At 69.9% G+C, this 25,201-nt stretch carries 25 protein-coding genes and 1 pseudogene; 17 read left to right on the top strand and 9 right to left on the bottom strand.

Annotation, left to right across the window (positions count from 1 at the left end; translation table 11 throughout):
• Positions 1 to 84: 84 nt before the first annotated feature.
• Positions 85 to 1,158 (bottom strand): AraC family transcriptional regulator, encoded by a 1,074-nt coding sequence (locus tag ACWESM_RS22575; RefSeq protein WP_364430070.1) that lies wholly within the window; start codon positions 1,156 to 1,158, stop codon positions 85 to 87.
• Between the two features lie 34 nt (positions 1,159 to 1,192).
• Between ACWESM_RS22575 and ACWESM_RS22570 the strand changes: the two genes are divergently transcribed.
• Positions 1,193 to 2,698, top strand: coding sequence for a flavin-containing monooxygenase (locus ACWESM_RS22570; protein ID WP_452493537.1), 1,506 nt, complete (start codon positions 1,193 to 1,195; stop codon positions 2,696 to 2,698).
• A gap of 20 nt (positions 2,699 to 2,718) precedes the next feature.
• Here ACWESM_RS22570 and ACWESM_RS22565 read toward each other — a convergent pair whose 3' ends face one another.
• Positions 2,719 to 3,531: a DUF1460 domain-containing protein gene (locus tag ACWESM_RS22565; RefSeq protein WP_364430064.1), complete on the bottom strand. Its 813-nt coding sequence runs from the start codon at positions 3,529 to 3,531 to the stop codon at positions 2,719 to 2,721.
• Between the two features lie 165 nt (positions 3,532 to 3,696).
• On the opposite strand from ACWESM_RS22565, the gene ACWESM_RS22560 reads away from it, so the two are divergent.
• Positions 3,697 to 4,074, top strand: coding sequence for a hemophore-related protein (locus ACWESM_RS22560; RefSeq protein ID WP_364430061.1), 378 nt, complete (start codon positions 3,697 to 3,699; stop codon positions 4,072 to 4,074).
• 39 nt (positions 4,075 to 4,113) lie between these two features.
• Here ACWESM_RS22560 and ACWESM_RS22555 read toward each other — a convergent pair whose 3' ends face one another.
• The gene (locus ACWESM_RS22555) at positions 4,114 to 5,277 is read right to left on the bottom strand and encodes a sensor histidine kinase (RefSeq protein WP_364430058.1); all 1,164 of its coding nucleotides are present in this window, start codon (positions 5,275 to 5,277) and stop codon (positions 4,114 to 4,116) included.
• Entirely contained in the window at positions 5,274 to 5,930 is a 657-nt protein-coding gene (locus ACWESM_RS22550; protein WP_355075668.1) for a response regulator transcription factor, read from the bottom strand. Before ACWESM_RS22550 ends, ACWESM_RS22555 begins: the two co-directional genes overlap by 4 nt.
• A gap of 113 nt (positions 5,931 to 6,043) precedes the next feature.
• On the opposite strand from ACWESM_RS22550, the gene ACWESM_RS22545 reads away from it, so the two are divergent.
• Positions 6,044 to 6,454: a nitroreductase family deazaflavin-dependent oxidoreductase gene (locus ACWESM_RS22545; RefSeq protein WP_355075669.1), complete on the top strand. Its 411-nt coding sequence runs from the start codon at positions 6,044 to 6,046 to the stop codon at positions 6,452 to 6,454.
• 46 nt (positions 6,455 to 6,500) lie between these two features.
• Here the strand turns inward: ACWESM_RS22545 and ACWESM_RS22540 are convergent, their stop codons facing one another.
• From ACWESM_RS22540 to ACWESM_RS22530, 3 genes are read right to left on the bottom strand one after another with little or no spacing between them, the layout of a single operon-like run.
• Positions 6,501 to 7,493, bottom strand: coding sequence for a hypothetical protein (locus ACWESM_RS22540; protein ID WP_452493535.1), 993 nt, complete (start codon positions 7,491 to 7,493; stop codon positions 6,501 to 6,503).
• On the bottom strand, positions 7,480 to 8,784 hold the full coding sequence (locus ACWESM_RS22535; RefSeq protein WP_452493533.1) for a hypothetical protein: 1,305 nt from the start codon (positions 8,782 to 8,784) through the stop codon (positions 7,480 to 7,482). The genes ACWESM_RS22540 and ACWESM_RS22535 overlap by 14 nt, the downstream gene beginning before the upstream one ends.
• Positions 8,781 to 9,104 (bottom strand): hypothetical protein, encoded by a 324-nt coding sequence (locus tag ACWESM_RS22530; RefSeq protein WP_364430045.1) that lies wholly within the window; start codon positions 9,102 to 9,104, stop codon positions 8,781 to 8,783. Before ACWESM_RS22530 ends, ACWESM_RS22535 begins: the two co-directional genes overlap by 4 nt.
• A gap of 405 nt (positions 9,105 to 9,509) precedes the next feature.
• On the opposite strand from ACWESM_RS22530, the gene ACWESM_RS22525 reads away from it, so the two are divergent.
• The 4 genes from ACWESM_RS22525 (at position 9,510) to ACWESM_RS22510 (ending at position 13,904) form a co-directional block, all read left to right on the top strand.
• Complete coding sequence (locus tag ACWESM_RS22525) at positions 9,510 to 10,586, top strand: sugar ABC transporter substrate-binding protein (protein WP_355075677.1); 1,077 nt, start codon at positions 9,510 to 9,512, stop codon at positions 10,584 to 10,586.
• 71 nt (positions 10,587 to 10,657) lie between these two features.
• Entirely contained in the window at positions 10,658 to 11,431 is a 774-nt protein-coding gene (locus ACWESM_RS22520) for an ATP-binding cassette domain-containing protein (protein ID WP_355075679.1), read from the top strand.
• Positions 11,428 to 12,666 (top strand): sugar ABC transporter permease, encoded by a 1,239-nt coding sequence (locus tag ACWESM_RS22515; RefSeq protein WP_364430040.1) that lies wholly within the window; start codon positions 11,428 to 11,430, stop codon positions 12,664 to 12,666. Before ACWESM_RS22520 ends, ACWESM_RS22515 begins: the two co-directional genes overlap by 4 nt.
• A 29-nt stretch (positions 12,667 to 12,695) precedes the next feature.
• Positions 12,696 to 13,904 carry an ROK family transcriptional regulator gene (locus tag ACWESM_RS22510; protein ID WP_356966961.1) on the top strand — a complete coding sequence of 403 codons (1,209 nt, stop codon included), beginning with the start codon at positions 12,696 to 12,698 and terminating at the stop codon, positions 13,902 to 13,904.
• A gap of 5 nt (positions 13,905 to 13,909) precedes the next feature.
• Here the strand turns inward: ACWESM_RS22510 and ACWESM_RS22505 are convergent, their stop codons facing one another.
• Entirely contained in the window at positions 13,910 to 15,157 is a 1,248-nt protein-coding gene (locus tag ACWESM_RS22505; RefSeq protein ID WP_412806577.1) for a phthiocerol/phthiodiolone dimycocerosyl transferase family protein, read from the bottom strand.
• A 226-nt stretch (positions 15,158 to 15,383) separates the two neighbouring features.
• On the opposite strand from ACWESM_RS22505, the gene ACWESM_RS22500 reads away from it, so the two are divergent.
• The 7 genes from ACWESM_RS22500 to ACWESM_RS22470 all read left to right on the top strand — a co-directional run bounded on the left by ACWESM_RS22500 (position 15,384) and on the right by ACWESM_RS22470 (position 20,862).
• A complete protein-coding gene (locus ACWESM_RS22500) occupies positions 15,384 to 16,070 on the top strand; it encodes a crotonase/enoyl-CoA hydratase family protein (RefSeq protein ID WP_452493530.1) in 687 nt (228 codons plus the stop codon).
• Between the two features lie 6 nt (positions 16,071 to 16,076).
• Positions 16,077 to 16,658, top strand: coding sequence for a TetR/AcrR family transcriptional regulator (locus ACWESM_RS22495; RefSeq protein WP_364430029.1), 582 nt, complete (start codon positions 16,077 to 16,079; stop codon positions 16,656 to 16,658).
• Between the two features lie 288 nt (positions 16,659 to 16,946).
• Positions 16,947 to 18,299: a flavin monoamine oxidase family protein gene (locus tag ACWESM_RS22490; protein ID WP_364430026.1), complete on the top strand. Its 1,353-nt coding sequence runs from the start codon at positions 16,947 to 16,949 to the stop codon at positions 18,297 to 18,299.
• Between the two features lie 58 nt (positions 18,300 to 18,357).
• Positions 18,358 to 18,807: a universal stress protein gene (locus tag ACWESM_RS22485; protein ID WP_355075693.1), complete on the top strand. Its 450-nt coding sequence runs from the start codon at positions 18,358 to 18,360 to the stop codon at positions 18,805 to 18,807.
• A 60-nt stretch (positions 18,808 to 18,867) separates the two neighbouring features.
• Positions 18,868 to 19,362: a fluoride efflux transporter FluC gene (locus ACWESM_RS22480; protein WP_355075695.1), complete on the top strand. Its 495-nt coding sequence runs from the start codon at positions 18,868 to 18,870 to the stop codon at positions 19,360 to 19,362.
• Positions 19,359 to 19,727 carry a fluoride efflux transporter CrcB gene (gene crcB / locus ACWESM_RS22475; protein WP_452493527.1) on the top strand — a complete coding sequence of 123 codons (369 nt, stop codon included), beginning with the start codon at positions 19,359 to 19,361 and terminating at the stop codon, positions 19,725 to 19,727. Before ACWESM_RS22480 ends, crcB begins: the two co-directional genes overlap by 4 nt.
• A gap of 133 nt (positions 19,728 to 19,860) precedes the next feature.
• On the top strand, positions 19,861 to 20,862 hold the full coding sequence (locus ACWESM_RS22470; RefSeq protein WP_356966975.1) for a cation diffusion facilitator family transporter: 1,002 nt from the start codon (positions 19,861 to 19,863) through the stop codon (positions 20,860 to 20,862).
• Positions 20,863 to 20,906: 44 nt separating this feature from the next.
• Here ACWESM_RS22470 and ACWESM_RS22465 read toward each other — a convergent pair whose 3' ends face one another.
• The gene (locus ACWESM_RS22465) at positions 20,907 to 22,325 is read right to left on the bottom strand and encodes an amidase (protein ID WP_356966977.1); all 1,419 of its coding nucleotides are present in this window, start codon (positions 22,323 to 22,325) and stop codon (positions 20,907 to 20,909) included.
• 229 nt (positions 22,326 to 22,554) lie between these two features.
• Here ACWESM_RS22465 and ACWESM_RS22460 point away from each other — a divergent pair.
• The 3 genes and pseudogenes from ACWESM_RS22460 to ACWESM_RS22450 form a co-directional block, all read left to right on the top strand.
• A pseudogene (locus tag ACWESM_RS22460) lies at positions 22,555 to 23,664 on the top strand (FUSC family protein); the annotation flags it as partial.
• A gap of 399 nt (positions 23,665 to 24,063) precedes the next feature.
• Positions 24,064 to 24,516 (top strand): SRPBCC family protein, encoded by a 453-nt coding sequence (locus ACWESM_RS22455; RefSeq protein WP_355075977.1) that lies wholly within the window; start codon positions 24,064 to 24,066, stop codon positions 24,514 to 24,516.
• A gap of 31 nt (positions 24,517 to 24,547) precedes the next feature.
• Positions 24,548 to 25,201, top strand: coding sequence for an SDR family oxidoreductase (locus ACWESM_RS22450; protein WP_397279175.1), 654 nt, complete (start codon positions 24,548 to 24,550; stop codon positions 25,199 to 25,201).

The following is a 25,201-nucleotide window of genomic DNA, read 5'->3' as shown; positions in this document are numbered from 1 at the left end:
CGTCGAGGAGGGAATGCGCCGAGGGCTTTCCGGGACAACCGTTATCGAAACAGGCGGATCGGACACCGGACCGTTGTCGGCCTGTCACCCGAAAGTGTTGTGCTGCTGTGTTCTTCCGTCGGATTCCACGCGGCGCAGGGTGGTCGGCGTTGTGCCCCACCATCTTCGGGCACATCGGGTGAAGGTCGCTTGTTCCGACAGCCCGATCAGCGAGGCGACCTGACTCATCGGCATATCCGTCGTGGTCAGATAACGCCGGGCCGCGTCCCGGCGGACCTCGTCCAGGATCGCGGCGAACGAGGTGTGTTCGGCGGCGAGGCGTCGTTGCAAGGTGCGCGGGTGCACGGTGAGCAGCCGTGCCACCGCGCCTATCTCGGGCGCGGATGTACCCAGGAGCTGTTGTACGGCGGCGCGCACCTGCGGGGCGAGCGCCGCCGCCGCGTCACCGGACTGCTCCGCGAGGAAGGCCATCGCCAGCCGGTGCAGATTCTCGTCACCGCCGGTGAGCGGCGTGCCCGCCAGGCTGCGCGGCATACGTAGCGCCGCGAAGGGCCGCTCGACCCGCACCGGGGCGCTGAAGAATTCTTCGTAACCGGCGAGCGCGGCCTCGGGCCGATAGGGCAACTCGACCGAGCGCAACCCGTATCGGTCGCCCACCAAGCGCTGAATGGTGCGATGCACGAACGCCAAGCCCAGGTCGGTGCCCTGGACGGGGGTGGGAAGTCCCGGCCGCACGCTGTAGCGCAGCGCGATCACGCCGCGATCCCCGTAGGGGTCCGGTTCCAGCGTCAGGCTCAGCGACCGCGCGTGCAGGAACAGGTACCGCGCCGTGCACTCGAGCACGTCGGCCAGCGACGGCGAATTCCGGATGGCCAGCGCCAGCGGGCCGAGCATGTCCAGATCCTGCCGCTGGGAGATCCGCAGACCCAGATCGGGGCAGCGCAGCTGGTGCGCGGCCAGTTCCAGGACGGCCGCGACGCGCTCGTCCGGCACGAGCAGATCGTCGGCGTCCAAGGCGGCCACCGGCAGCCCGCACGCCGTGGCCAGCGCCTCCGCGTCGCCACCGAGTTCGGCCACGGTCGCGCGGAAACCGCGCAGCCCTGCGGATCGAATCACCGACATGTCGTCGAGGATCAAATAGTTGTCGCGCAAAGTCAAGATAGCGACCCCGTAGGGCTCGCACACTGGACACATGACGCAGACCGACACAGCACCGGAACACCTCGATGTCGTGATCGTCGGCGCGGGACTATCCGGTATCGGCGCTGCCTACCGCTTGCAGACCGAGTGCCGTGGCAAGACCTACGCCGTCCTCGAGGCCCGCGACACGCTGGGCGGCACCTGGGACCTGTTCCGCTACCCGGGCATCCGCTCGGACTCCGACATGTTCACCCTCGGCTACCCGTTCAAGCCGTGGCGGGACGCCAAGTCGATCGCGGACGGTCCGTCGATCCTGCGCTACATCACCGAGACCGCGACCGAGAACGGCATCGACCGGCACATCCGCTTCCGCACCAAGGTCCTCGCGGCCGATTGGGACAGCGGCGCCGCGCGCTGGACGCTGACGCTCGAGCAGCGCGACGCGACCGGCTCCACCGAGACGCGCACGCTGACCTGCGGCTTCCTCTACGCCTGCGCCGGGTACTACAACTACGACCAGCCGCACGCACCGGAATTCCCCGGCATCGCGTCGTTCGCCGGCGAGGTGGTGCACCCGCAGTTCTGGCCCGAGGACTTCGACTATCGCGGCAAGCGCGTCGTCGTGATCGGCAGCGGCGCGACCGCGGTCACCCTGGTCCCGGCGATGGCGGAGCAGGCGGAGCTGGTGACGATGCTGCAACGCTCGCCGACCTGGATCAGCGCCGTCCCGGGGCGGGACAAAGTGGCCGACAAGATCCGCGAGCTGCTACCGCCGCGCCCCGCGCATCGGCTGATCCGAACCAAGAACATCCTGTTCGGCATCGGCTTCTACCAGTACTGCCGTCGCAGGCCGGAGGCGGCGCGCAAGCTGCTCACCGGCCTCACCACGCGCATCCTGAAGGACGAACAGGCCGTCGCCGAGCACTTCACGCCCAGCTACAACCCCTGGGACCAGCGTCTGTGCGCGGTCCCGGACGCGGACTTCTTCAAAGCCATGAAGAAGGGCAAGGCCGAGGTCGTCACCGATCACATCGACAGCTTCGTGCCGGAGGGCATCCGGCTGAAGTCCGGTCGGGTGCTGGAGGCGGACGTCGTGATCACCGCGACCGGGCTGCGACTGCTCGCCTTCGGCGGCATCGCGCCCAGTGTCGACGGCGTGCGGGTCGACTTGTCCGAGCAGTTCGTCTGGCAGGGAGCCATGCTCACCGGCGTCCCCAACTTCGCCGTGTGCATCGGGTACACCAACGCGTCGTGGACGTTGCGCGCCGACCTCACCTCTCGGCTGGTCTGCAAGGTGCTCAACCACATGGACCGCAAGGGTTACGCCTCCGTGGTGCCAGAGCCACGGGGCACGCTCGAGGAGCACCCGCTGCTGGATCTGGCCTCCGGTTACGTCCAGCGCTCCATCGGCGACTTTCCCCGGCAAGGCGGCCGTCATCCGTGGAAGGTGCGCCAGAACTACCTGCTCGACTCGGCGACCACGCTGCGCACCGACTTGGACAAGACGCTCACCGCGACGCCGAAATCGGCCGTCCGGCGGCCGGTGCCCGTCGCCTGATCCGTCACGGAGGAGTGGGGTCAGCGCGCCCGGAGTACGACGATGCCCGGTGTCGACCGCACGTACTCCGCGAAGGGCGAGTCCACCACCTTGTCATTGCCCGCGAGCGAGGACGCGTTCCGGAAGACCGGACCGGCGTCGGTCATGACGAAGATGCCGACGTGGGTGACGTCCAGGCCCGGTTGGTCGGCATAGGCGCCGATGTAGTCGCCGGTGCGCAGCCCGCTCACGACGTCCTGGCCGACCGCGGCGCTGGGAATGTAGGTGATCGCGCGATCGACCACCGGCAGCCCCGGAAGATAGGTGCCGCCGTCGGCTTTCGCGTTGAGGTGTTCGGTGACGGTCACCGCAGCGGCGCTCAACGTCGCCGTGATGTCGGTGGCCGCGACGTCGGGGACGTTCGACCAGTCGGTGAAGAAGTGCTTGCGCTGCTGGAAGTCCACGCGGCCGCCCGCGTAGCGCGTGCGGATCAGGTTCGTCGTGAACTGCTCGCGGTCGGTGGAGCGGGTGAGCGCCTCGACGTAATCGAGGAAGGTGAAGCAGTCCACCCGGCGCAAGTCGATGACCAGCTGTTCGGGCTGGGTCGCCGATCCGACGAGCATGTTCGCGCCGTAGGGCGTGCCGAGGAACCGGCGCGACAGCAGCTCGATCAGTTCCGCCTTGCTCGCCGCCGCGGGCGCCTGAGCGCGCAGCGACAGCAATTCGTCGAGCTTTCTCGCGGTGACGTCGTCGAGGCGCACGGCCTCCGGAGCGCCGAGCGCCACGGTCGGTGTGGACACCGCGGCGCAGACAAGGGCCACGAGGACGAGCAGTACACGAGCGATGGTGCGCAAGACGCCTCCAGCGGAGTGGGCCGGCCGATCCGTACACGACAGCGACACCAACGGTAGGTGACGAGGGTCGGCAAGACCTAGCGCCGTCCAAACACCCCTTCTGGTGGACTGAACGCCGGGTCACGAGGTGGTGGCCCCACGTCCCCACCGAAAGGGTTATCCGACATGACGAGAATCGTTCGAGCCACCTTCGCTCTGGGCGGTCTGCTCGCCGCGGGCGCGCTGCTGGTTCCGGCGACCGCCTCCGCGCAGCCGCAGCCGGGCGGACTGCTGGAGACGACGTGCAGCTTCGCCCAGATCGATGCCGCCGTCCATGCCCAGTTCCCCGACGCCGCCGCCCGGCTCGACGCGCACCCGGACCGGAAGGCGAAACTCCAGGAACTCCTGAGTCTCCCGGTCGAGCAGCGCAAGCAGCGCGCCAAGGAATTCCTGGACAAGCACCCGGAGGCCAAGGCCAGGTTCGAGGAGCGCCGCAACTCGCCGGAGGCGCAGCAGCACCGCGAGAAGCTGCGCGTCATCGCCGACACCTGCCACAACTACTGAGCACGCTGCGGGCGAGGTGTCGGACTCGCCCGCACCTCGCTACGCCCGCGCGCGGGGGAGGTCGACGGTGACCGCCAGACCGCCCTCCGGGCGGGCCGTCGCGTGAACGACGCCGCCGTGGGCCTGTGCGACCGAGCGCACGATCGACAAGCCGAGCCCGGCGCCGCGGGTATCGGAATCGGCCGAGCGTTCGGCGGTGGCGAGTCTGCGGAACGGTTCGAAGAGACTGTCGACTTCGAACGCGGGCACCGGGGGACCGCTGTTCGCCACGGTGAGCACCGCGCGCTGGCCTGCCGTCCTGGTCCGGATGCTCACCCAGCCGTTCTCGGGCAGGTTGTAGCGCACGGCGTTGTCGAGCAGATTGTGGACGAGGCGTTCCAGCAAGAGCGGATCTCCCTGCACGGGCGCGGTTTCGAGATCGGCGGTGATCTCGGCCCCTGGCCGTTCGGCTCTGGTCCCGACCGCGTCGGCGGCGAGGTCGGCGAGGTCGGCGCTGCGGTGTTCGGTCAGCCGCTGTTCGCTGGTGGCCAGCACCAGGAGGCCGTCGATGAGCCGTTCGTGACGGCGGTTGACCTCGAGGAGCGTGGCGCCGAGCCTGCGGGTGGACTCGGGAACCTCGGGGTCTTCCAACGCCACCTCGATCAGGGTCCGGTTGATGGTCAGCGGTGTGCGCAGTTCGTGGGAGGCGTTCGCCACGAATCGGCGCTGTCCGTCGAAGGCCCGGTCCAGGCGCTCCAGCATCGCGTCGAAGGTGTCGGCCAGATCCTTGATCTCGTCCTGCGGACCGTCGAGGGCGATGCGCTCGTGCAGGCTGGTGTCGGCCACGCGCCGCGCGGTCGCGGTGATCCGCTGCAAGGGATGCAGGGCACGTCCGGCCAGCAACCAGCCGAACCCACCCGCGGCGATCCCCACCGCGCCCAGAGATACCAGCGACCACACCAGCATGGCGCGCAAGGTGTCCCGCCGATTCCGCTGGGCTTGCTCGCCGAGCGCCTTGAACAGTTCCGCGGACACCGGAGCACGGTTGCGCTCCGCCCGCTCGAGGAGATACTCCCGCACCACTTGCTGCGCACCGCCGCCGGGCCGTCGCTCCAGCGACTGATTCAGGTAGAAGTACATCAACGCGATCAGTACCGCGCCGGCCAGGAAGAACGCCGTCGCGTACAGCAGCGTGAGCCGCAGCCGGATCGTGCGCCCGCTCATCGGATCCGGTATCCGACGCCGGGCTCGGTCTCGATCAGCCGCGGGTCGCCCAGCTTCCGCCGCACGTTCATGATCGTGTACCGCACCACGCCGGTGAACGGGTCGATGTGCTCGTCCCATGCCTTCTCCAGCAGCTGCTCGGCCGAGACGACGCCGCCGTCCGCGCGCAGCAGTTCGGCCAGCACCGCGAACTCCTTGCGCGACAGGGTGACCGGTTCACCGTTCCTGGTGACGGCGAACCGGTGCTGGTCGAGCCGGATACCGGACCGCTCCAGCACCGGGGGAGCGGCGCTGCGTGCCCGCCGCCCGAGCGCCTGGATCCGGGCGACCAGCTCGGCGAAGGCGAACGGCTTGGTCAGATAGTCGTCGGCGCCAAGCCCCAGACCGGCTACCCGCTCCGCCACCGCGCTCGCGGCCGTCAGCATCAGGATCCGGGCCGAGCCGCCGGACTCGATCAGCGTGCCGCACACCTCGTCGCCGGAGACGCCGGGCAGATCCCGGTCGAGTACCACCACGTCATAGTCGTGCACGCCGGTACGTTCCAGCGCCGCGGTGCCGTCGTACACCACGTCGACCGCCATGGCATGCCTGCGCAACCCGTCGGCGATCGCGTCGGCCAGCAATCTCTCGTCCTCGACAACAAGCACCCGCACCCCGCCATCGTGCCCTCTACCGCTGTTGGGTGGACGTTAGTCCGGCCCCGGCGGGCAGATCTGGGTAGGCTCGCGGACGAACCGGCGCACCCGACTCCCAGGAGAGACAAGCCATGGCAGGCGACTGGAACACCCAGATCATCGAGGAATTTCGCGCCAACCAAGGCAAGGTCGGCGGCCCCTTCGCCGGTCGCGAATTGCTGTTGCTGACCAGCACCGGCGCGAAGTCGGGTCGCCCGCGCACCAATCCGCTCGCGTTCGTTCGCGACGGCGACGACATCGTGGTGATCGCTTCCAAAGCGGGCGCTCCGACCAATCCCGACTGGTTCCACAACGTGCGGGCGAACCCGGAGGTCACGCTCGAGATCGGCACCGAGACCCTGGCGGCGACCGCGACTCCGGTCACCGAAGGCGCTGAGCGCGACCGTCTCTACGCCGCGATGGTCGAGGTGATGCCCGGCTTCGCCGAATACCAGGAGAAGACCGACCGGGTGATTCCCGTCGTCAAGCTGACGCCGCACTGAGCGGAGCTGGGGCGGCGCCGTTCCCGGTCGTGGCCGAACGGAAGCGTCAGCCTGCCGTGATTCCGGTGATCAGCGTTTGATCCGTGCCGGTACGGGTCGTGATGAACTGCGTGAAGGTGTTCGCCTCCTCGCCGGGGAACTGCTGCGTCAAGCGGACTTCCCACCGTGCCTGGCCGTCGGGTCCGTCCCCGGCCCGGGAAATCTGCACGCAGTATCGGGTGCCCGCAGGCACCTGGTTGATGCCGCGCTGGATCTGATCGGCGGGCGATACCGCCGCGTCGGGGGCGACCACCGCGCGAGCCCGGTACCCGGATCGTTCGGCGTAGTAGGCGTACTCGAAGGCGAAGATGGCGTCGGGGCCGTTGCCGGTGCCGCCCGGATCGGTGCCGGAGACGACGTCGGCGGTGCGTTTCTGCTCGCATCCCGGCGTGGCGATGGCCCACGGCGGCCTGACCCGTGAGGTGGACGTCGAGGTGGTCGGCGCGGGTCCGGCCGCGCGCGGCGGTGATGTCGCCGCCGCTGTGCGCGAATTCGCCTCGGAGCCATAGATCATGGCCAGGCCGATCGAGACGGTGGCGATCACGATGGCGAGCACGATCAAGACCGTCAGCGAGCGGTTGCCGCGTTGCTGTTCGGTGCGCCGCGGGTGGCGCACCGGGGTGCCGGGATGAATGCCGGATCGGTTGACGATGGCGGGCGCCGTGACGTGGCCTTCCTCGGGCTCGGCCCGCACCGGCTCGGTGGGTGCGCCGCGCTGCTGCGGGGCAACGGGTTGCGGCGGTCGCACCGCGGCGGGCGCGGGTTCGAGCCATTGCTCCCACTCGCCGAGGCGCGGCCGGGTGTCTTGCCGCTCCGGCGGGCGCGGTGGCTCCGGCGCCTCGTACTGCGGCTCACGACGACGAACCTGCTTGCGCCGGCCGGGTGAACGACGTCGTTTGGACGGCTTGCCTGCCGGAATGCGCAGCATCGGCAGACCCGTGTCGAACGGATTGGTCTGGCTCGCGCCCTGACTGGGATGCTCCCGGTCAGGGGGCGTCATCGTCGAATTCGCCCAGCACCGGTACGACCGCTGTCACGGCGGACGGGATGGTCACGCCGAGTTGTCCGTCGCGCGGCTTGTGCTCCTGGTCTTCGCCGCCCGGCGGCGGAGCGGGCGGTACCACCATGCCGCCGGTCGGGCCGGGATGAGCGGGATGGTCCGGGCTGCTCGCGGGCGCGGGTGGCGCGGAGTCGACGGCGGGCGGCGCGACCGCGGGCGCGGGCCTGCTCTCCGGTTTCGGCGCATCCGCTCGCGCGGCGGGCGACGAATTGCCGGGCGGGATCAGCGAACCCGGGCCGCTGGTCGACGACTTGTGCTCCGGCGATCCACCGAAGTCGAACAACTTCGAGGAATTCTTCGAGTCGTCGCCGGTCGTGCCGGAGTTGGTGGTGGAGCCCGGGTTGATCAGCTCCGGGATCGCCTTGTCCGCGGCCGCGGCGACGGTGTCGATGCCGTGGATGCCGACTTCGGCGATCTTGTCGATGATGTGCGTGCCGATGTCGACGCCCGCGTTGATGGCCGTGGTGCCGAGGTCCACCCCCGCGGAGATGAGCTGCTGCTGCAATTGCAGTTGCGCGACCATGGCCGGGTCCATGGGCTGTGTGGTGGCGGGTGTCGTGGTGCCGGGCACGACTTGCCCGGTGCTACCGGGATAGACGGCTTGCCCCTGGCTGACGCCGGACGGCGTGGTGACCGTGAGCGGTCCCATCTCGTCGAGTTTCCTGGTGTGGTCGTCCATTTCGGTGCGCGCGGCCGTCACGGTGGTGAGCGCGTCGCGCAGCGCCTGGGTGGCGCGGGTGATGACGGCGTCGGTCTCCGGTGCGGAGGTCGCGTTGTCCAGGATCTCCCGCGCGTCGCGCCGGAAGTCGGCGATGATCTGGTCGACGCGCCGCGCCGCGCGCCCGGAGGTGGCGTGCGCGTCGGCGAGAACGGACAGGTAGGCCGGACCTCGGTCGGAGATGTCGCCGATCTGGGTCTGCGTGGTGCGCATCGCGGGCACCGCGCTGTCGGCGGCCTGGGAGGTCCAGGTCGATTCCAGGGCGTGCAGCCCTTCGCGGTGCGGGCCTTCGGTGTCGGCCGCCTGGGCGGATGCGGCCGAGAGCGCCCCGGTCGCGGCCGCGCTCGGCACGCCGACACCGGTGCCGAGTGCGGAGCGCAGCGTCAGCAGTGGCTTGACCAGCGCGGCGACGATCGGCGGATCGACGCCAGGTTCGGTGCTCACCGGCCTGGTGGTCTCGGCGGCGGGCTGGGTGGTGTGGGTGCGTTTGCGCAGTCCCATCAAGCTTCTCATGCCGGTGCCTCCCCGGACCGCGCGATCGCGCTCGCCGTCGCGGCGTCGACATCCTGCGCGTTCTCGCTGTAACCGCGCAGCACTCGGCCGTATGCGCTGACCAGCTGTCCGGCCGTCGACAACGCTTCGGCGTGTTCGGACACGGCCGCGGAGAAGCGCGCCGCGAATTCCGCGCCGACGACGCCGAGATCGGCGGCCAGCCGTTCCGGATCCACCGCGCCGGAGGCGACCGTGGCCGCCGACGCCAATTGTTCGGACACCGCGTCCGCGATCGCGGTGTAGGCGGCCACCGCCGCCGGGTCGAGCCTGAGCGTATCCACTGTTCCCCTCCCGGATCCCAGTCTGTCGCTACCGCGCCATGATTCACCGCCAAGGGTACTGTGCCGAAGCCCCGCCATGCGCCTGTTCCTCGGTGGTCGGTTTCGCGCGTAGGCCACGCTTTCGCGTGTCCGACCGTCCGCGCGGCGCGGGCGGCATCTCGAAGCGTCCGCGGGCGCGTCCTGGCGCGACGGCCGACCTCCCTGTTCACGAGCCCTCCTGTGTCCCTTGCCGATCCGGCCGGAGTGGCGTCCACCCGAGCGAACGCGTGCGTGTCGAGATTGTTATTCGGAACAACAAATTAGCTGTTGTGCGCTGCGTCACAGTCCAATATGTTGCTGTGAACAACATTTGTTCCACTCCGACCGGCCGGGGCATCGTCCCGGCCGGTGATGAAAGGCCCACTTATGCGTAAGGGCATCCTCAGCGCCGCCGCGCTGTCGTTCGCGCTCCTGGCCGCCACGCTCACCGCGTGCGGCGACTCCGGGGACTCCGGCGGCAAAACCCAGATCGGCGTGATCCTTCCGGACAGCAAGACCTCCGCCCGCTGGGAGACGGCGGACCGCAAGTACCTGCAACAGGCGTTCGAAGCCGCTGGCGTCAAGGCCGATATCCAGAACGCCCAGGGCGACAAGAACGCCTTCCAGACCATCGCCGACCAGATGATCACCAACGGCGTCTCGGTCCTGGTGATGACCAACCTGGACAGCGGCACCGGCAAAGCGGTGATCCAGAAGGCGAAGTCGCAGGGCGTCACCGTGATCGACTACGACCGGCTCACCTTGGGCGGCGGCGCGCAGTATTACGTCTCCTTCGACAATGTGAAGGTCGGCAGCTTGCTCGGTGCGGGAGTCGCGCAGTGCCTGACCGATCGCAACGCGGTGCGCCCGGTGGTCGCGTACCTGAACGGCGGACCGACCGACAACAACGCCGCCCTGCTGAAGACCGGCTACGACGGTGTGTTGAAGCCACGATTCGACGCGGGCCAGTACGTCAAGGGCCCCGATCAGGCTGTCCCGGAGTGGGACAACACGACAGCGGGCACCATCTTCGAGCAGATGCTCACCGGCAGGCCGGATATCGGAGGCGTCGTCGCGGCCAACGACGGATTGGCCAACGCCGCGATCGCGGTGCTGAAGAAGCAGAAGCTCAACGGTCAGGTGCCGGTCAGCGGGCAGGACGCCACGGTGCAGGGACTGCAGAACGTGCTGGCGGGCGACCAGTGCATGACCGTCTACAAGGCGATCCAGAAAGAGGCCGAAGCGACCGCGAAACTGGCGGTGGGCCTGGTGAAGGGGGAACCCGGCACGACCAACGGCACCGTGCGCGATCCGGAGTCGAACGCCGACGTGCCGTCGGTGCTGCTGGAACCGAAGGCCATCTACCCGCGCAACGTCAAGGACGTGGTGGCCGACGGTTATGTCACCAAGACCGAGTTGTGCACCGGCGAGTTCGCGAAACTCTGCGCGGACAACGGGATCTGATATCGCACGCCCCTTCCGCGGTTCGATGAGGGGATTGCGGAAGGGGCTCCATTCTTCGGAGGAGCCACCCCATGTCCGAACTGCCGGTCATCGAATTACGCGGATTAGAGAAAAGTTTCGGTCCGGTCCACGTCCTGCACGAGGTCACCTTCAGCGCCTTCCCCGGCGAAGTGACCGCACTTGTCGGCGACAACGGCGCGGGCAAGTCCACGCTGGTCAAATGCATCGGCGGTACCCATCCGATCGATGCGGGCGAGTTCCTCTTCGAGGGCGCGCCGGTGCAGGTGCACAGCCCGCGCGACGCGGCGGCGCTGGGCATCGAGATCGTCTACCAGGACCTCGCGCTCTGCGACAACCTCGACATCGTCCAGAACATGTTCCTGGGCCGGGAGCGCAAGCGCGGTCTCGTGCTCGACGAGTACGCGATGGAGGAACTGGCCGAGAAGACGTTGGCGAGCCTGTCGGTGCGCACCGTCAAGTCGGTCCGGCAGCAGGTCGCCAGCCTGTCCGGCGGCCAGCGCCAGACGGTGGCCATCGCGAAAGCCGTGCTGTGGAACAGCAAAGTGGTGATCCTGGACGAGCCGACGGCCGCGCTGGGCGTCGCGCAGACCCAGCAGGTGCTCGAACTGGTCCGCAAGCTCGCCGACCAGGGCCTGGCGGTGGTGCTGATCTCGCACAACATGAACGACGTCTTCGCGGTGTCCGACCGGATCGCCGCGCTCTATCTCGGCCGGATGGCCGCCCAGGTACGAACCTCCGACGTGACGCACGCGCAGGTCGTCGAATTGATCACGGCAGGCCGTAGCGGCGCGCTCGGCCTCGAGGCGAGCGGAGCGACCCGATGACCGCGGTGACCACCGAGCGGCGACCGGTGGCGGCGCCGGTGACCGACCTGATGAGCGACTACGTCGGCCGCGTGCGCGGCGGCGACATGGGGGCGTTGCCCTCGGTGATCGCGCTCGTCGTCCTGTCGGCCGTCTTCTGGGCGGCGCGCCCGGTCTTCATGTCCGAGGCCAATTTCGCCAATCTGTTCACCCAGGGCGCGGCGATCGCGGTGATCGCGATGGGGTTGATCTTCGTGCTGCTGCTGGGGGAGATCGACCTGTCGGCCGGGTTCACCAGCGGGGTCTGCGCCGCCGTGCTCGCGGTGCTGCTCACCGACGAAGGGTGGCCGTGGTATTCGGCGGTGCTGGTCTCGTTGCTCACCGGGATGGTGATCGGACTGGTGATCGGCACGGTCGTGGTGAAGATCGGGATCCCGTCGTTCGTGGTGACGCTGGCGGCATTCCTCGCGTTGCAGGGTGTGGCGCTGAAGATCATGGACAACGGCCGCAACATCTCCATCCGCGACGAGACGATCGTCGCCATCGCGAACAAGAACGTGCCGCCCTTGCTCGGCTGGGCGCTGTACGCGGCACTGGTCACGGGTTTCGCCCTCGTGCAATACCGGAAGTGGCGGGCGCGCACGAAACTCGGGCTCACCGGCACGACGGCGCGGGTGGTCGTGGTGCGAGTCGTGCTGCTGGCGCTCGTGGCCGGCGCGGCGGTGCTGGTGCTCAACGGCGAGCGCAGCCGCAATCCCGCGGTGCACTCGCTGACGGGGATGCCCATCGTGGTGCCGATGATCGCCGCGCTGTTGCTGCTGTGGACGTTCGTGCTGGACCGCACCGCGTTCGGCCGGCACGTCTACGCCGTCGGTGGCAACGCGGAGGCCGCCCGGCGCGCGGGCATCGCGGTGGATCGAGTGAAGATCACCGCCTTCGTGCTGTGCTCGACGATGGCGGCGGTGGGCGGACTGATCGCGGCCTCGCGCGCCAACTCCGTCGACCCGAACACCGGCGGCAGCGACGTGCTGCTCACCGCGGTCGGCGCGGCGGTGATCGGCGGCACCAGCCTCTTCGGCGGCCGCGGGCGGATGCTGGACGCGGTGCTCGGCGCCGCGGTGGTCGCCGTGATCAACAACGGCATGGGGCTGATGGGCTACAGCGCGGGCACGAAATTCGTTGTGACAGGATTTGTGCTGCTCTTGGCGGCCGGAGTGGACGCCCTCTCCCGTAAGCGTGCGCTCCCGCGGCGATGAATCCCAGCCCTGTGACGAAAGCCCGGTGAATGCGAGCAGCACCTTCGCCCGATGAGATCCGCACGCGCAACCTCGCCGCGCTGCTGCGGCACGTCCACCGTGACGGGGCGGTGTCGCGTGCCGCGCTCGCCGAGCGAATGGGATTGAATCGCAGCACGATTCTCGCGCTCACCACGGATCTGGCGGCGGCAGGCCTGGTCAGCGAGGAATTGCCGGGCCAGACCGGACGGGCGGGCAGGCCGTCGCTGGTGGTGCGTCCGCAGGCCGAGCGGGTCTACGTCGTCGCGCTGGACGTCGGCGCGGACCGGCTCGCCGCCGCACGCGTCGGGCTGGGCGGGTCGGTGCTCGAGCGCACCGCGACCGCCCGTCCCGGCGGCGCGTTCGACCCGGACGACGTGATCGCCGCGCTCGCGGCGATGGCGCGGGAGATGATCGCGGCGGCCGCGCCGGACGCTCGGTGCGTCGGCGTCGGAGTCGCGTTCTGCGGCATGGTCCGCGAGGCGGACGGCGTCGTGCGGTACGGGCCGAATCTCGGCTGGGTGGACGTCGCGTTCGGCGCCGAGCTGACGCGAGAACTCGCACTCGGCCTCCGCGTCGCGGTCGGCAACAACGCCAACCTCGGCGCGCTGGCCGAACGCGAACGCGGTGTGGGCGAAGGCTTGGCGAACCTGATCTATCTGCACGGTGATGTCGGCATCGGCGGCGGCATCATCATGAATGGCGAATTGCTCGGCGGGGAAGGCGGTTACGGCGGGGAAGTCGGGCACATGATCGTGAATCCCGGTGGGCGGCCGTGCGCCTGCGGTTCCCGCGGCTGCCTCGAGGCCGAAGCGGGTGAACTCGGGTTGATCGCCGCGGCGGGACGGACCGATCCGGCGGGACAGGCGGCGGTCGACGCGATCGTCGAGTCCGCCGCCCGCGGCGACGCGGTGGCCCGCGACGCGCTGCACCAGGTCGGTGAATGGCTCGGCTACGGCGTCGCCAATCTGGTGAACATCTTCAATCCGTCGATGGTGGTGTTCGGTGGCGTGCTGCGGGAGATCTATCTGGCCTCGGCGGCCCAGGTGCGCAGCCGCGTCGCGGTGAACGGCCTGCAAGCCGTCCGCGAGCGGGTCAGGTTGCGCACCAGCGCGCTGGCGGGCGACGCGACCTTGATCGGAGCCGCGGAACTGGCCTTCACCGACGTGCTCACCGATCCGTTGCAGACCTTGTCCCGCAAGCAGGCCGCGCGCGCTTGACGGGTTCAGGCGGCGCCCGCCGCGCTGAACTCCGACAGGTGGGTGGTGAGCAGTCGTACCCGCACCCGCTGTTCCTCGGTGGTTTCCTCGGGGTGGTGGATCTCTATGCTCAGCCGGTCGTCGAAGGTGCTGATGATGATGGTGCCGCTCGGCTGCTGGAGCCGGTGCCCGGTCTTGTCGGGCTTGCCGAGCATGATCGAGCGGAAGTCGGTGATCCGCAACTCGTCCGGCACCTTAGGCCTGCGCACTCGTCCCCAATTGGTGGCCAGCACGATTCCCGGTGCGCGCGGCGGGGGACCGGCGGCGATCTCGGGTATGTGCAGTGGGGTCTGCTGCACGATGCCGGTGTCCAGGCCGGCGCGCAGCGTGTCGCTGATGCCGCGGGCCAGTTCGACCAGTGTCGTGCCGGTCCGCGGCGCGGGGATGAAATTCGCGAAGCCGAGCACGTTGGTGCCTTCGGTCATCCCGATCGGCGGGGACACCCGGGTACGCAGGTCGACCGAGTAGGTGTAGGCCAGCTCGGTCAGCGGCAATCCGCGCAGCTCGGCCTCGGTGAGCAGGATCGCGGCCGAGGCGAGGCCGTTGATCGTGGTGTGCTCCCGGTGCCCGAGTTCGATCAGCGCGGTGGTCTGCTGTCGGGTCAGTCTGCAGCGCGCGGTGCGCGGGACGAGGTAATCGGGATCGTCCGGGCCGGAGTAGCTCCGAGCGACGCCCACCGGGCGGTGCGGCATGACCGGTGTGTCGATCTTCCGCACGCCGCGCTCGCGCAGCAGGTCCTCCACCGACCGCGGGAAGCCGTGCGGCGGCAGTTCGGCGGATCGCCTCTCGGTGCGGTCGGTGTAGCACGACCACAGCTCGCCGAACACGGCCAGCGAATGATAGGCATCCGCGACGCTGTGGTGGGTCACCAACGTGATTCCGGCGGTATCGCCGTCCCGCACCACGCACAGCGAGGAGAGCGCCCTGCGCTGGTCCAGCCTGGCTCCGGTGAGCAACCGCTCGGGATCGCCCGCGGCGACCGTCAGCTCCGGTGTGGCGCCGTGGGATTCGAGCAGCAGGTGGCCGCCGCGGCCGTCCGGCTCGAGGTGGGCGCCGAGGATGGGGCGGGAGCGAACCACGGCTTCGAACGCCGCCGACAGCGCGGCGAGATCCAACCGACCCGCGACCCGAATCGAGTAGCCGACGAGTACTTCGCTGTTGGCGAAGATCGCCTCGCTCGGCGCCAGCGGGCGGATGACGGTTGCTGCGGTCATGTCGCTTCCTTCACCTGAGCCTGTCCAGAGGCTAGCCCGAAGCCCGGACGCGCCAGGCTTTTTCGGCAGCATCGTGTGTTTCCTGTATCGGGCGGCCGTTGGCCGCTGTTTCGCGTCGTTGTCACAACGACACCTTGCTCGGGTCCGGTCGTCCGACCCCGCAGCTCGCGGTTAGCCAGCAGCCCCTAGAGTGATACTCTAGAGTCCTGCTCTAGAGGAGGCTGCCATGACCGAACTCGTCACCTACCGGCTGGACGGCGGCGTCGCCACGATCACGCTGGACGACGGCAAGGCGAATGTGATGTCCGAGAACATGCTCGGCGCCATCGCCGCCGCCCTGGACCGGGCCGAGGCGGACCGGGCGGTCGTCCTGTTGACCGGCCGCGCGCGCGTTTTCTCCGCCGGCTACGACCTGGCGACGTTCTCCCGATCCGCCGACGACATCCGCCGCACCTTGCGTGCCGGCGGCAACCTGGTGCACCGGCTGCTCGGCTTCCCGTATCCCGTCGTGGCGGCATGCCCTGGGCATGCCATCGCCCAAGGCGCGTTCACGCTGCTGGCCACGGACGTACGGTTCGGCGTAGCGGGGGATTTCAAGCTGGGTCTCAACGAGGTCGCGATCGGGCTGACCATTCCGCACTACGGTGTGGAGCTGGCGCGGCACCGGCTCACCGCGCCTGGCTTCGACCGGGCGGCGAACACCGGGATCCTGGTCGCGCCCGAAGAAGCCAGAGAACTGGGCTTTCTCGACGTGCTCAGCACCGATGCCGACGACCTGCGCACGCGCGCGACGGCCGAAGCGCACCGGTTGACCGGAATCGACTCCGCGGCGCACACGGGTACGAAGCTGCGTGTGCGCGCTCAGGTGCTCGCCGCGGTCCGTTCCGGCATCGATGCCGAGTTCGGCGGGTAGCTCGCCGTGCGCACCCGCGAGCGCATTCTGGCCGAAGCCACGGAACAGCTCCTGGCCAAGGGGTATGCGTCGTTCACGGTGGCCGGTGTGCGGGATCGGCTCGGTTTGTCCAGCGGCAGCATGTTCCACGCGTTCGGTTCGAAAGCCGAATTGGCCGCCGCGGTCTATGTCTCCGGGATGCTCGACTACCAGCGGACCATGCTGGCGTGCCTCGATGCGCCGGATGTCGGCGCCGAGCAAGCGATCCGCGCGATGCTCGCGGCCCATCTCGGCTGGGTGGAAGACCATCGCGACCTGGCCCGGTTCCTGTTCGCCACCTTGCCGGACGAGGTGACCGGATTCGCGGAACCCGAACTCGCCCAGCACAATCGGGTCTTCTTCGATGCGCTGGCACGCCGGTATCGAGAGTTGCTCGGAACCGCGGAACCGGGTGGCGGCGGCTATCCGGTGGCCCATGCGATCTGCGCCGGACCGGCGCAGGAGTACTGCAGGCAATGGGTGCGCGGACGTGTCACGGCGCGGCCGCGCACGCTGACGGCGATCTTTCAAGAGGCCGCCATCGCCGCCCTCGCCACGCTGACTCGCTAGGCGGCGGCCGCCGTAGGCCAACCGGCGCAGCGGGTTCGGGTGGCGATGCGGCGAACACCGCGATTCCCACGGCTTCGGCCGAGTGGCGCGTCCCGCCTCGGCGAGCCCGAGATGTGCAGCCGTCGATGACACCGAACCGCCGGTCGGTCTCGCGTGCAGTCGGACCGCGCCGGGCGGCGGGGAGTCGGGAGCGTCGGGGCCCCGTCGATGCGCGGCGAATCGGTTGCGGAACGGCGACGGGTGATCAACAGTGGTTGTCGAGTTTCGGTGCTGCGACGGGAGGCCACCATGGACCGTACGGACGTCGTTGTCGTCGGTGCGGGATATGCCGGGCTGTGCGCGGCGCGGGCGTTGCGAGCGGTAGGCCGGGATGTCGTCGTCCTGGAGGCGAGCGATCGCGTCGGCGGTCGCACCCGGACCGCGCGGGTCGGCGCCGGATGGGCCGTCGACCTCGGCGGCCAGTGGATCTCGGGCGCGCACACGCGATTCGCCGCGCTGGCCGAAGAGTACGGGGCCGCGACGTACCCACCGCCGGAAGGAGTCGACCTGCTGGTCGAGGGCGTGGTCCGGCGGCGCTTCACCGGAGCCCGCCCACCGCTTCCGACGTTCGTCCTCGTCGTGCTCGCCCAGGCGATGTGGCGGCTGGAACGGATGGCCGCACGGGTGGATCTCACGCGGCCATGGGCCGCGCCGGGCGCCGATCGGCTGGACGCGATGACGGCGGCCACCTGGTTGCGCCGGAATCTGCCGGAGCGGCGGGCGCGGAACCTGGCCGAGGTAATGATCGGCGAGGAGTTGTGCGTTGACGTCGGCAGCATCTCGATGCTCGGTCTGCTCACCACGATCCGTTCGGCGGGCGGCGTCGAGGCCGGGGTCGCCGCCGAGACGGTGAACCGCCTGTTCGTCGACGGCGCCGACGGGCCCGCGCTGGCCGTCGCCGCCGAACTGGGGGACGCCGTGCGTCTCGGTGTGCCGGTGACGGGTATCCGCAGGCGAGCGGATGGCGTTGTGGTGAGTGCCGACTCCGGTGACGTGCACGCCGAGCACGTGATCGTGGCGGTGCCGCCCACCCTCGCCGGACGTATCGCCTACGATCCGCCGCTGCCCGCCGCGCGCGACCAATTGACCCAGCGCATGCCGATGGGCTCGGTGCTGAAAGCGTTCGCCGTCTACGAGCGGCCGTTCTGGCGGGACGACCTGCTCACCGGCCAATCGCTGAACCTGCACGATCCGGTGCCGGTCACCTTCGACGCGACCCGGCCCGGCGGTCCTGGCGTACTCGGCGCGCTGGTGCCCGGCCGGGCCGCTCAGCGGCTCGCCGCCCTGCCCCCGGCCGAGCGTCGCGCCATGATCATCGGTTCGCTCGTCCGAGCCTTCGGGCACGCCGCCCGCGAGCCGATCGAGTGGCACGAGAAGGTATGGGCGGACGATCCGTACACGCGCGGCGGCTACGGGGCCTTCTTCCCCCCGGGTGTCCTGACCACCGCGGGCTCCGCGCTGCGCGACCCGGTCGGTGCGATCCACTGGGCCGGAAGCGAAACCGCGACGGAGTGGTCGGGCTACATCGAGGGAGCGATCCGCTCGGGCGAGCGCGCGGCCGCCGAAGTGCTCGCGTCCGATCGCTCCACGGCCACGGCGTGATTGCCGCGGTGTTGCTGGAACGCTGGCTCTGACCCAGCCGAGGGCTCACAATGGAGAGGTGTTCCAGCGGATCGTGGTGGGTTACGACGATTCACCCGGCGCCAGGGCCGCCTTGACGATGGCGCTCGAGTTGGCGACGGTGCACCACGCCACGCTCACGGTAGTCGCGGTCGAGGAGTACCTGCCGCACTACGGACCGGTGGTCGGCGAGATCGAGGACGAACGCTCGATCGGCGAGGTCACCTGCCGCCGCTGGCTCACCACGGCGGCCGAGACCGCCGAACAGCACGGCATAGCGGTGCGGGCCGAGGTGCGGGCGGGTCAGGCCGCGCGCGAACTGGCCACGGCCGCCGCCGATCACGATGCCGACCTGCTGGTGCTTGGGCGCACCGGGCACTCGGGCATCTGGGGACGGTTCATGGGCAGCACCGCGGAGAAGGCCGCCCGGCACGTCGGTTGCTCGGTTCTCGTCGCGCACGACGGCGACGCAGGGGCCGAGCGCCGGTGAGTGCGGCGGCAGTGGTGCCCGGCGGTGGCGCCGCCGCGGACGGTCGGGTAGAAGTTCTGCGTGGCGGGTGAACTGACCGAGGAACCGACCGGCATCGCCGATCGCGCGGCCGGCCGCGCTCGCCGGTGGGAATTCTGGCGTACCCACGGCCCGGTATCGGTCGTCGTCGCCTTCGGCGGGGCGCTCGGCGCGCTCGCCCGCTACGGCCTGGCGCAGGGGTTGCCCGCTCGCCCCGGGCACTTTCCGCTGGCCACCTTCATCACGAATGTCGCGGGCTGTTTCGCGATCGGAGTGCTCATGGTCGCGGTAACCGAGATCTGGGCTGCTCATCGGTTGCTGCGTCCCTTTCTCGGAGTGGGTGTGCTGGGCGGGTTCACCACCTTCTCCACCTACGTCAACGAGATCCGCGCCCTACTGCGGCCCGGCACGATCGTCGTCGCGGCCGGTTACCTCGCGGGCACGCTGATCTGCGCCCTGTCGGCGACCCTCGCCGCCATGTGGCTCACCAGGGCGGGATACGAACGCCTGCGACGCGCGCGAAAGGCGGCTCGATGACGGTGTTGCTGGTCCTGGTGGGCGGCGCGATCGGCGCACCGCTGCGGTATCTCATCGATCGCGTGGTGCAGGATCGCCGCGACAGCCTGTTCCCGTGGGGCACCTTCATGGTCAACCTGATCGGGTGTCTCGTCCTCGGCGCCCTCAGCGGAGCGGGATCGGCGCTGTCCTCACCGCTTTTCCTGCTGGTCGGCACCGGGTTCTGCGGAGCGCTGACCACGTACAGCACGTTCAGCTACGAAACCGTGCGACTGGCCGAGCGTGCCGCGTATTTCTACGCGGCGATGAACGTGGTCGTCAGTGTCTCCGCGGGGTTGATCGCCACTGTGTCGACTTATGTGTTGGTGCACGCCCTGTTCGGGTGAGGCGTTCCGTCGATTACCTCTGCGACGTGATCCAGCTCACTAGGCTGCTCTGTCGCCCGCCGCTGGTGGTGGGTTAAGCTGACGGAACAGATGCAGATATGCGCATACATCAGATGTGGGAAGGGCTGGGTCGATGGGACACGAACACGGTCACGCGCACGGGCACGCGCTCTCCGGTCAGGCCGATCGCCGGTGGCTGACCATCGCGCTCGCCCTCATCGTCGGCTTCATGTCGGTCGAGGTCGTGATCGGTCTGCTGGCCAACTCGCTGGCCCTGCTGTCCGACGCGGCGCACATGCTCACCGACGCCGCGTCCATTGTCCTCGCGCTCGTCGCGATCCGGCTCGCGGCGCGTCCGGCGAACGGCAAGTACACCTATGGCTACAAACGCGCCGAGATCCTCTCGGCGCAGGCCAACGGCGTCACGCTGCTCGTGCTGGCGGGCTGGCTCACCTACGAGGCCGTGCGCCGCCTGCTGGAGCCGCCCGAGGTGACCGGCGGGCTCGTGCTGGCGACCGCGCTGGCCGGTGTGGTGGTCAACATCGCGGCCACCTGGGCGATCAGCAAGGCCAACCGCGCCAGCCTCAACGTGGAAGGCGCCTTCCAGCATGTGCTCAACGACCTGTACGGGTTCATCGCCACCGCCGTGGCCGGCCTCGTCGTGCTGACCACCGGCTTCGCCAGGGCGGACGCTATCGCCACGCTCATCGTCGTCGCGCTGATGGTCAAGGCGGGGCTCGGGCTGGTACGCGAATCCGGCCGGATCTTCCTGGAGGCCGCTCCCGCGGGCGTCGATCCGGACGCGTTGGGGCGCGGGCTGGTGGGCATCGACGGCGTCGACGAGGTGCACGATCTGCACGTCTGGCAGATCACCTCCGGTGACATCGCGCTGTCGGCGCATGTGCTGGTCCGGCCGGGCGCCGACTGCCACGGCCTGCGCCAGCGGATCGAGCACCTGCTCGACCACGACTACGGCATCACCCACACCACGTTGCAGGTCGACCACTCCCATGCCGTCGCCTCCTCGCCCGCGGTGGACGCGCAGCGCCTGCTGCCGGTGCTGGAGGACCACTGCGACGACGCCCACGGCCCGGTGCACCGCGACCGTCCGTCGTCCGCGGCGAATGTCGTCTGACCCACCGACCGCCACGCGCACGGACGACGCGAACATCGGATGGCTCAGCGATCCAGGCGGGGGAACGGTCGTTCGGCCTCGATCAGGTAGGCCAGCTCCAGCAGGGTGCGCTCGTTGCCGCGGGTGGCGGCGAACTGTACGCCGATCGGCAGTCCCGCGTCGGTCAGGCCCGCCGGAACCGTGATCGCCGGTGTTCCCGTGATGTTGTTGATCGGCGTGAAGCAGACGTAGGCGCGCAACCGCTCGATGAGTTCGTCGAATGGCACGGTCGGGCTGAGATAGCCGAGCTCCGGCGTGGTGTGACCGAGCGTGGGGAGCAGCACCGCGTCGTAGGGTCCGAGCGCCCGCTCGTAGGTGGCCGCCGCCGCGCGGAGCCGGTAGAGCGTGAGCGGGGCGTGCAGTGCCCGGCGCAGGAACAAGGCGCGCAGGCCCACGGTCAGGTCGTCCACGCGGCGGGCGTCGAACCGGCGGTCGAGGAACCGGCCCGTCGTGGTGATCGCGGCCGCGAGCAGGCCCCAATAGTGCAGGAAGGCGCTCTCGATCGCGGCGTCGAACGGCAGCGGCACCGGCTCGACCGAATGGCCGGCTGATTCGAGTGTGCGCGCGACATTTTCGACGGCCGCCCGGGTGGGCCCGGCGGCCAGCGGCCCCGCGAGATTGTCGAGCACCAGCGCTACCCGCATGCGCCGGGTCGGGGGACCGTCGACGCGGCCGATCGGCCGGAGCGCGGGATTGCGCCAATACTGTTCGGCCGCAGCGGCGTACGCGGCCGTATCGCGCACCGTCCTGGTCAGCACACCTTCGCTGACGATGTCGACCGGCAGCGTGCGGGCCAGCCCGGACACCACGTGCCGCCCCCGCGTCGGCTTCAAGCCGACCAGCCCCGCGCACGCCGCCGGAATCCGGATCGAACCGCCGCCGTCGTTGCCGTGCGCGATCGGGACGACACCCGCCGCCACCAGCGCGGCCGCCCCGCCCGACGAGCCGCCCACGGAATGGCCGGTGTGCCACGGGTTGCGCGTGGGCGCGAGATGCGGGGTCTCGCTGCTGGCGTTGAAGCCGAATTCGGGCATGGCGCTCTTGCCGAGCACGGTGAGGCCGGTGCTGAGGAACTGCCGGGTGTAGCCGCTGTGCGCGCGGGCGGGCCGCGCGCGGAACGCGGCTGTGCCCTGATTGGTCGGCATGCCCGCGACGTCCGTGTTGTCCTTGACGAAACTGGGCACACCGTAGAAGGCGCCGGTCCGCTCGGCGGGCAGCAGCGGCTCCGCGTAGCTCCGGTAGGCGACGGCCGCCAGCTGTTCCACCCGCTCGGCGCGCGCCACCGCGGCGGCGGCGAGTTCGCGCGGCGACACCGCACCGTCGCGCACCAGCGTGGCCAGGGCGACGGCGTCGTGATCACCGAGTGCGTCGTCGGCGAAGGCGTGGACGCGCGAGGGTAGCGGAAGATGAGCGTCGGCGGTCATGACCCGAATCTAATGTGTCCAGCAGGTAGATCGTCCAGAACAGAAAGGACAGCAGGTGGCCGCGACATACCCGGATCCGGTGCCACCGAAGGGCCGAGTCGGCTCGCTGTTGTTCGCTTTGCCGCCCGCGGGCCGACGGTGGAGCGTGGCGTTGCGTGCCGCGCTCGCGTTCGCCGCTCCCGCCACGATCATCACCGGTCTCGGCCATCCGGATGCGGCGGTGTTCGTCATGTTCGGCGCCTTCGCCGTGCTCTACGGCGAAGGGCGGCCGTTCCGGGTGCGCGGCCGGGTGGTCCTCGCCGCGGGCTCGGCGCTGCTGGCCGCCTGCGGTGTCGGTGCGGTGGTCGGCAGTCTGCTGGACACCGGGTTCGGGTCATCGCTGCTCATGGTCGTCGTGGTGTCGGCGATCGCGGTCGTGGCCGTGTTCGTCATCGATGCGCTGCGGCTCGGTCCGCCCGGTGCGCTGTTCTTCGCGCTCGTCTGCGCGGGCGCGATGAGAGCCGCCGAGGTCGGGACCTCAGTGTTGACGTTGTTGTTCTGCACGGCCTGCGGTGTCGTCGCGTCGATCGTCGTCTCGATGGCCGGGGTGCTGCGGGATCGTCGCAAGCCCGAACGGGTGGCGGTCGGCGCTGCGGTTCGGGCGGTCGACGCCTATGTCGCGGCGCGGGAGGCCGGAACGCCCGCTATCGACCTGCGCCACCGGGCGGGAGCCGCGATGGCGGACGCGTGGGCCGCGGTCTACGACGCGGGCCTGCCCTCGGACCCAGGGGAAGCCGAGCTGCTGGCGACCTTGCAGGAGGCGCGGCGCAACCTCGCCGGGCACGCCCCCGACGACGACACCGACGATCTGCTGGTCGATCCGTTGGTCTCGTTCGCCCGCCCGGGCATCGGGTTCCGGCTGGAGCGTTCCCTGTCGTTCTCCTCGCACGCGGCGATCAGCGCGATGCGCGTCGCCGTGGGCTGCCTTGGCGCGGGTGCGCTCAGCGCGCTGCTCGGTCTGGAGCGGCCGCACTGGGCGGTGCTCAGCGCCCTGATCGTCTTGCAGACCGGACCGGATCGAGTGCGCGGACAGGTGCGGGCCATCCACAGGTTCGTCGGCACCATCGCGGGCCTCGGTCTGTTCGCGCTCATCTACCAGCTGGGGCCGACCGGTTACGCGCTGATCGCGCTGGTCGCCGCGCTGCAGTTCTGCATCGAACTGTTCGTGCCGCGCAATTACGCGCTGGCCGTCGTCTTCATCACGCCGGTCGCCCTGATCGCGGGTGGAGTCGCCACGACGGGCGGGCCGATCGCACCCGTGATCCGTGATCGGTTGTGGGAGACACTGCTCGGTGTCGCCGTCGCCGTGCTCGCGCTGCACGGCGTCGCACCCCACGGCCACCGGCGCACCTTTCGCCGGCTGGAACACCGGGTGCGCACCACCGCGCGCACCCTGCTCGACCGGCTGCGCCGTAAGCCGATGGACGCCGAAGCGTGGGTGCTGGTCCAGCATCTGCAATTCGAGTTGGTCGGCGTGGTGCGCAGCGGCATCGACTCGGCGACCGACGATCCGGAGTGGACCCGCGAATACTGGCCGGAGCACACGGCACTGGCGCACTTCGGTCATGACCTGCTCGCCGCCTGCTGGGTGCTGCGGCCGGGCCAGCGGCTGGCGGACGTGGACGGCTGGGCGGCCCGCTTGGCCGCGGCCCGGTCGGAGCCGGGAGCGGCGTCCGGACCGCCTGCTAGCGTTCGGCGCATGCACGACAGCGTCACGGTCCGGATGGCCGCCCCGGCCGACAAGATCTGGGAACTGGTCAGCGACATCGAGAACACCGGGCGATTCAGTCCGGAGACGTTCGCCGCCGAGTGGCTCGGCGGCGCGACAGGGCCCGCGGTCGGCGTGAAGTTCCGCGGCCATGTCAACCGCAACGGCTGGGGACTGAAATACGCGACGGTGTGCCGCATCGTCGCCTGCGAGCCGGGTCGCGAGTTCGCCTTCACCGTGCTGGGACCACAGGGCATGCCGATCAACACGTGGCGCTATGTTTTCCGGCCGGTGGACGGCGGCACCGAGGTCACCGAGTCGTTTCAGCTGCACAGCAATCCGGTGCTGCGGCTGTATTGGTTGCTGGCCGGGTGGGCGCGCGGCAAGACGAACGTCGAGGGAATGCGCGAGACCCTCAACCGGATCAAGGCCGTCGTCGAATGATCGGGACGCACGAGACCCGAGGCGGGAAAGCATGACCGCTCCCGTGCTCCTCGTGCTCGGCGCCGGTCCCGGCGTCGGGCTGTCGGTCGCCCGCCTGTTCGCAGCCGACGGCTTCACCGCCGTGCTGGCCTGCCGGTTGCCCGAAGAGGCCGAGCCTCTGGCCCAACAGTTGCGGGAGCAGGGGTTCGACGCGGAGGGCATCGGCGTGGATCTGCGTGATCCCGCCGACGTCGCCCGAGTCGTCGCGGGGGTGGGTGAGCGGCACGGCCGCATCGACGTGCTGCACTTCAATCCCAGCGTCTTCCGTGAGGCCGATCCGTTGCGGCTGTCGGTCGCCGAGTTGCTCGAGGACCTCACCGTGGGCGCCGGGGCGCTGCTGCCCGCCGTGCAAGCGGCGCGTCCCTTCCTGTCCGAGGGCGCCCGCGTGCTGGTCACCGGCAGCGCGGCAGCGGACAAGCCCTGGCATCGGGCCGCTTCGCTCGGTGTCCAGAAGGCGGCGGTGCGCAACCTGGTGACCAGTGTGGACGCCACCCTCGCGCCCGAGGGCATCCGAGCGGTCGCGGTGCAGATCAACGGCGTTCTCGGCGAGGGAGCGTTCACCAGGGACCGGGTCGCCGGGGCGCTGTACGCGGCGGCCACCCGCCCCGCCGAGGGATGGACGCCACACGTCTCCTACGACGGCTGA

This window comes from Nocardia sp. NPDC003999 (assembly GCF_053604885.1).
Note: the sequence above shows the minus strand (reverse complement) of the source record. Positions and strands in the feature narration are given on the sequence as shown.

Excerpts from the sequence above, each read along its gene's own strand:
- ACWESM_RS22505 (WP_412806577.1), bottom strand. The coding sequence starts at position 15,157 with ATGACCGCAGCAACCGTCATCCGCCCGCTGGCGCCGAGCGAGGCGATC.
- ACWESM_RS22500 (WP_452493530.1), top strand. The coding sequence starts at position 15,384 with ATGACCGAACTCGTCACCTACCGGCTGGACGGCGGCGTCGCCACGATC.
- ACWESM_RS22450 (WP_397279175.1), top strand. The coding sequence starts at position 24,548 with ATGACCGCTCCCGTGCTCCTCGTGCTCGGCGCCGGTCCCGGCGTCGGG.
- ACWESM_RS22535 (WP_452493533.1), bottom strand. The coding sequence starts at position 8,784 with ATGAGAAGCTTGATGGGACTGCGCAAACGCACCCACACCACCCAGCCC.
- ACWESM_RS22520 (WP_355075679.1), top strand. The coding sequence starts at position 10,658 with ATGTCCGAACTGCCGGTCATCGAATTACGCGGATTAGAGAAAAGTTTC.
- ACWESM_RS22545 (WP_355075669.1), top strand. The coding sequence starts at position 6,044 with ATGGCAGGCGACTGGAACACCCAGATCATCGAGGAATTTCGCGCCAAC.
- ACWESM_RS22540 (WP_452493535.1), bottom strand. The coding sequence starts at position 7,493 with ATGACGCCCCCTGACCGGGAGCATCCCAGTCAGGGCGCGAGCCAGACC.
- ACWESM_RS22570 (WP_452493537.1), top strand. The coding sequence starts at position 1,193 with ATGACGCAGACCGACACAGCACCGGAACACCTCGATGTCGTGATCGTC.
- ACWESM_RS22470 (WP_356966975.1), top strand. The coding sequence starts at position 19,861 with ATGGGACACGAACACGGTCACGCGCACGGGCACGCGCTCTCCGGTCAG.
- ACWESM_RS22455 (WP_355075977.1), top strand. The coding sequence starts at position 24,064 with ATGCACGACAGCGTCACGGTCCGGATGGCCGCCCCGGCCGACAAGATC.
- ACWESM_RS22510 (WP_356966961.1), top strand. The coding sequence starts at position 12,696 with ATGCGAGCAGCACCTTCGCCCGATGAGATCCGCACGCGCAACCTCGCC.
- ACWESM_RS22560 (WP_364430061.1), top strand. The coding sequence starts at position 3,697 with ATGACGAGAATCGTTCGAGCCACCTTCGCTCTGGGCGGTCTGCTCGCC.
- crcB (WP_452493527.1), top strand. The coding sequence starts at position 19,359 with ATGACGGTGTTGCTGGTCCTGGTGGGCGGCGCGATCGGCGCACCGCTG.
- ACWESM_RS22525 (WP_355075677.1), top strand. The coding sequence starts at position 9,510 with ATGCGTAAGGGCATCCTCAGCGCCGCCGCGCTGTCGTTCGCGCTCCTG.
- ACWESM_RS22490 (WP_364430026.1), top strand. The coding sequence starts at position 16,947 with ATGGACCGTACGGACGTCGTTGTCGTCGGTGCGGGATATGCCGGGCTG.
- ACWESM_RS22515 (WP_364430040.1), top strand. The coding sequence starts at position 11,428 with ATGACCGCGGTGACCACCGAGCGGCGACCGGTGGCGGCGCCGGTGACC.
- ACWESM_RS22465 (WP_356966977.1), bottom strand. The coding sequence starts at position 22,325 with ATGACCGCCGACGCTCATCTTCCGCTACCCTCGCGCGTCCACGCCTTC.
- ACWESM_RS22555 (WP_364430058.1), bottom strand. The coding sequence starts at position 5,277 with ATGAGCGGGCGCACGATCCGGCTGCGGCTCACGCTGCTGTACGCGACG.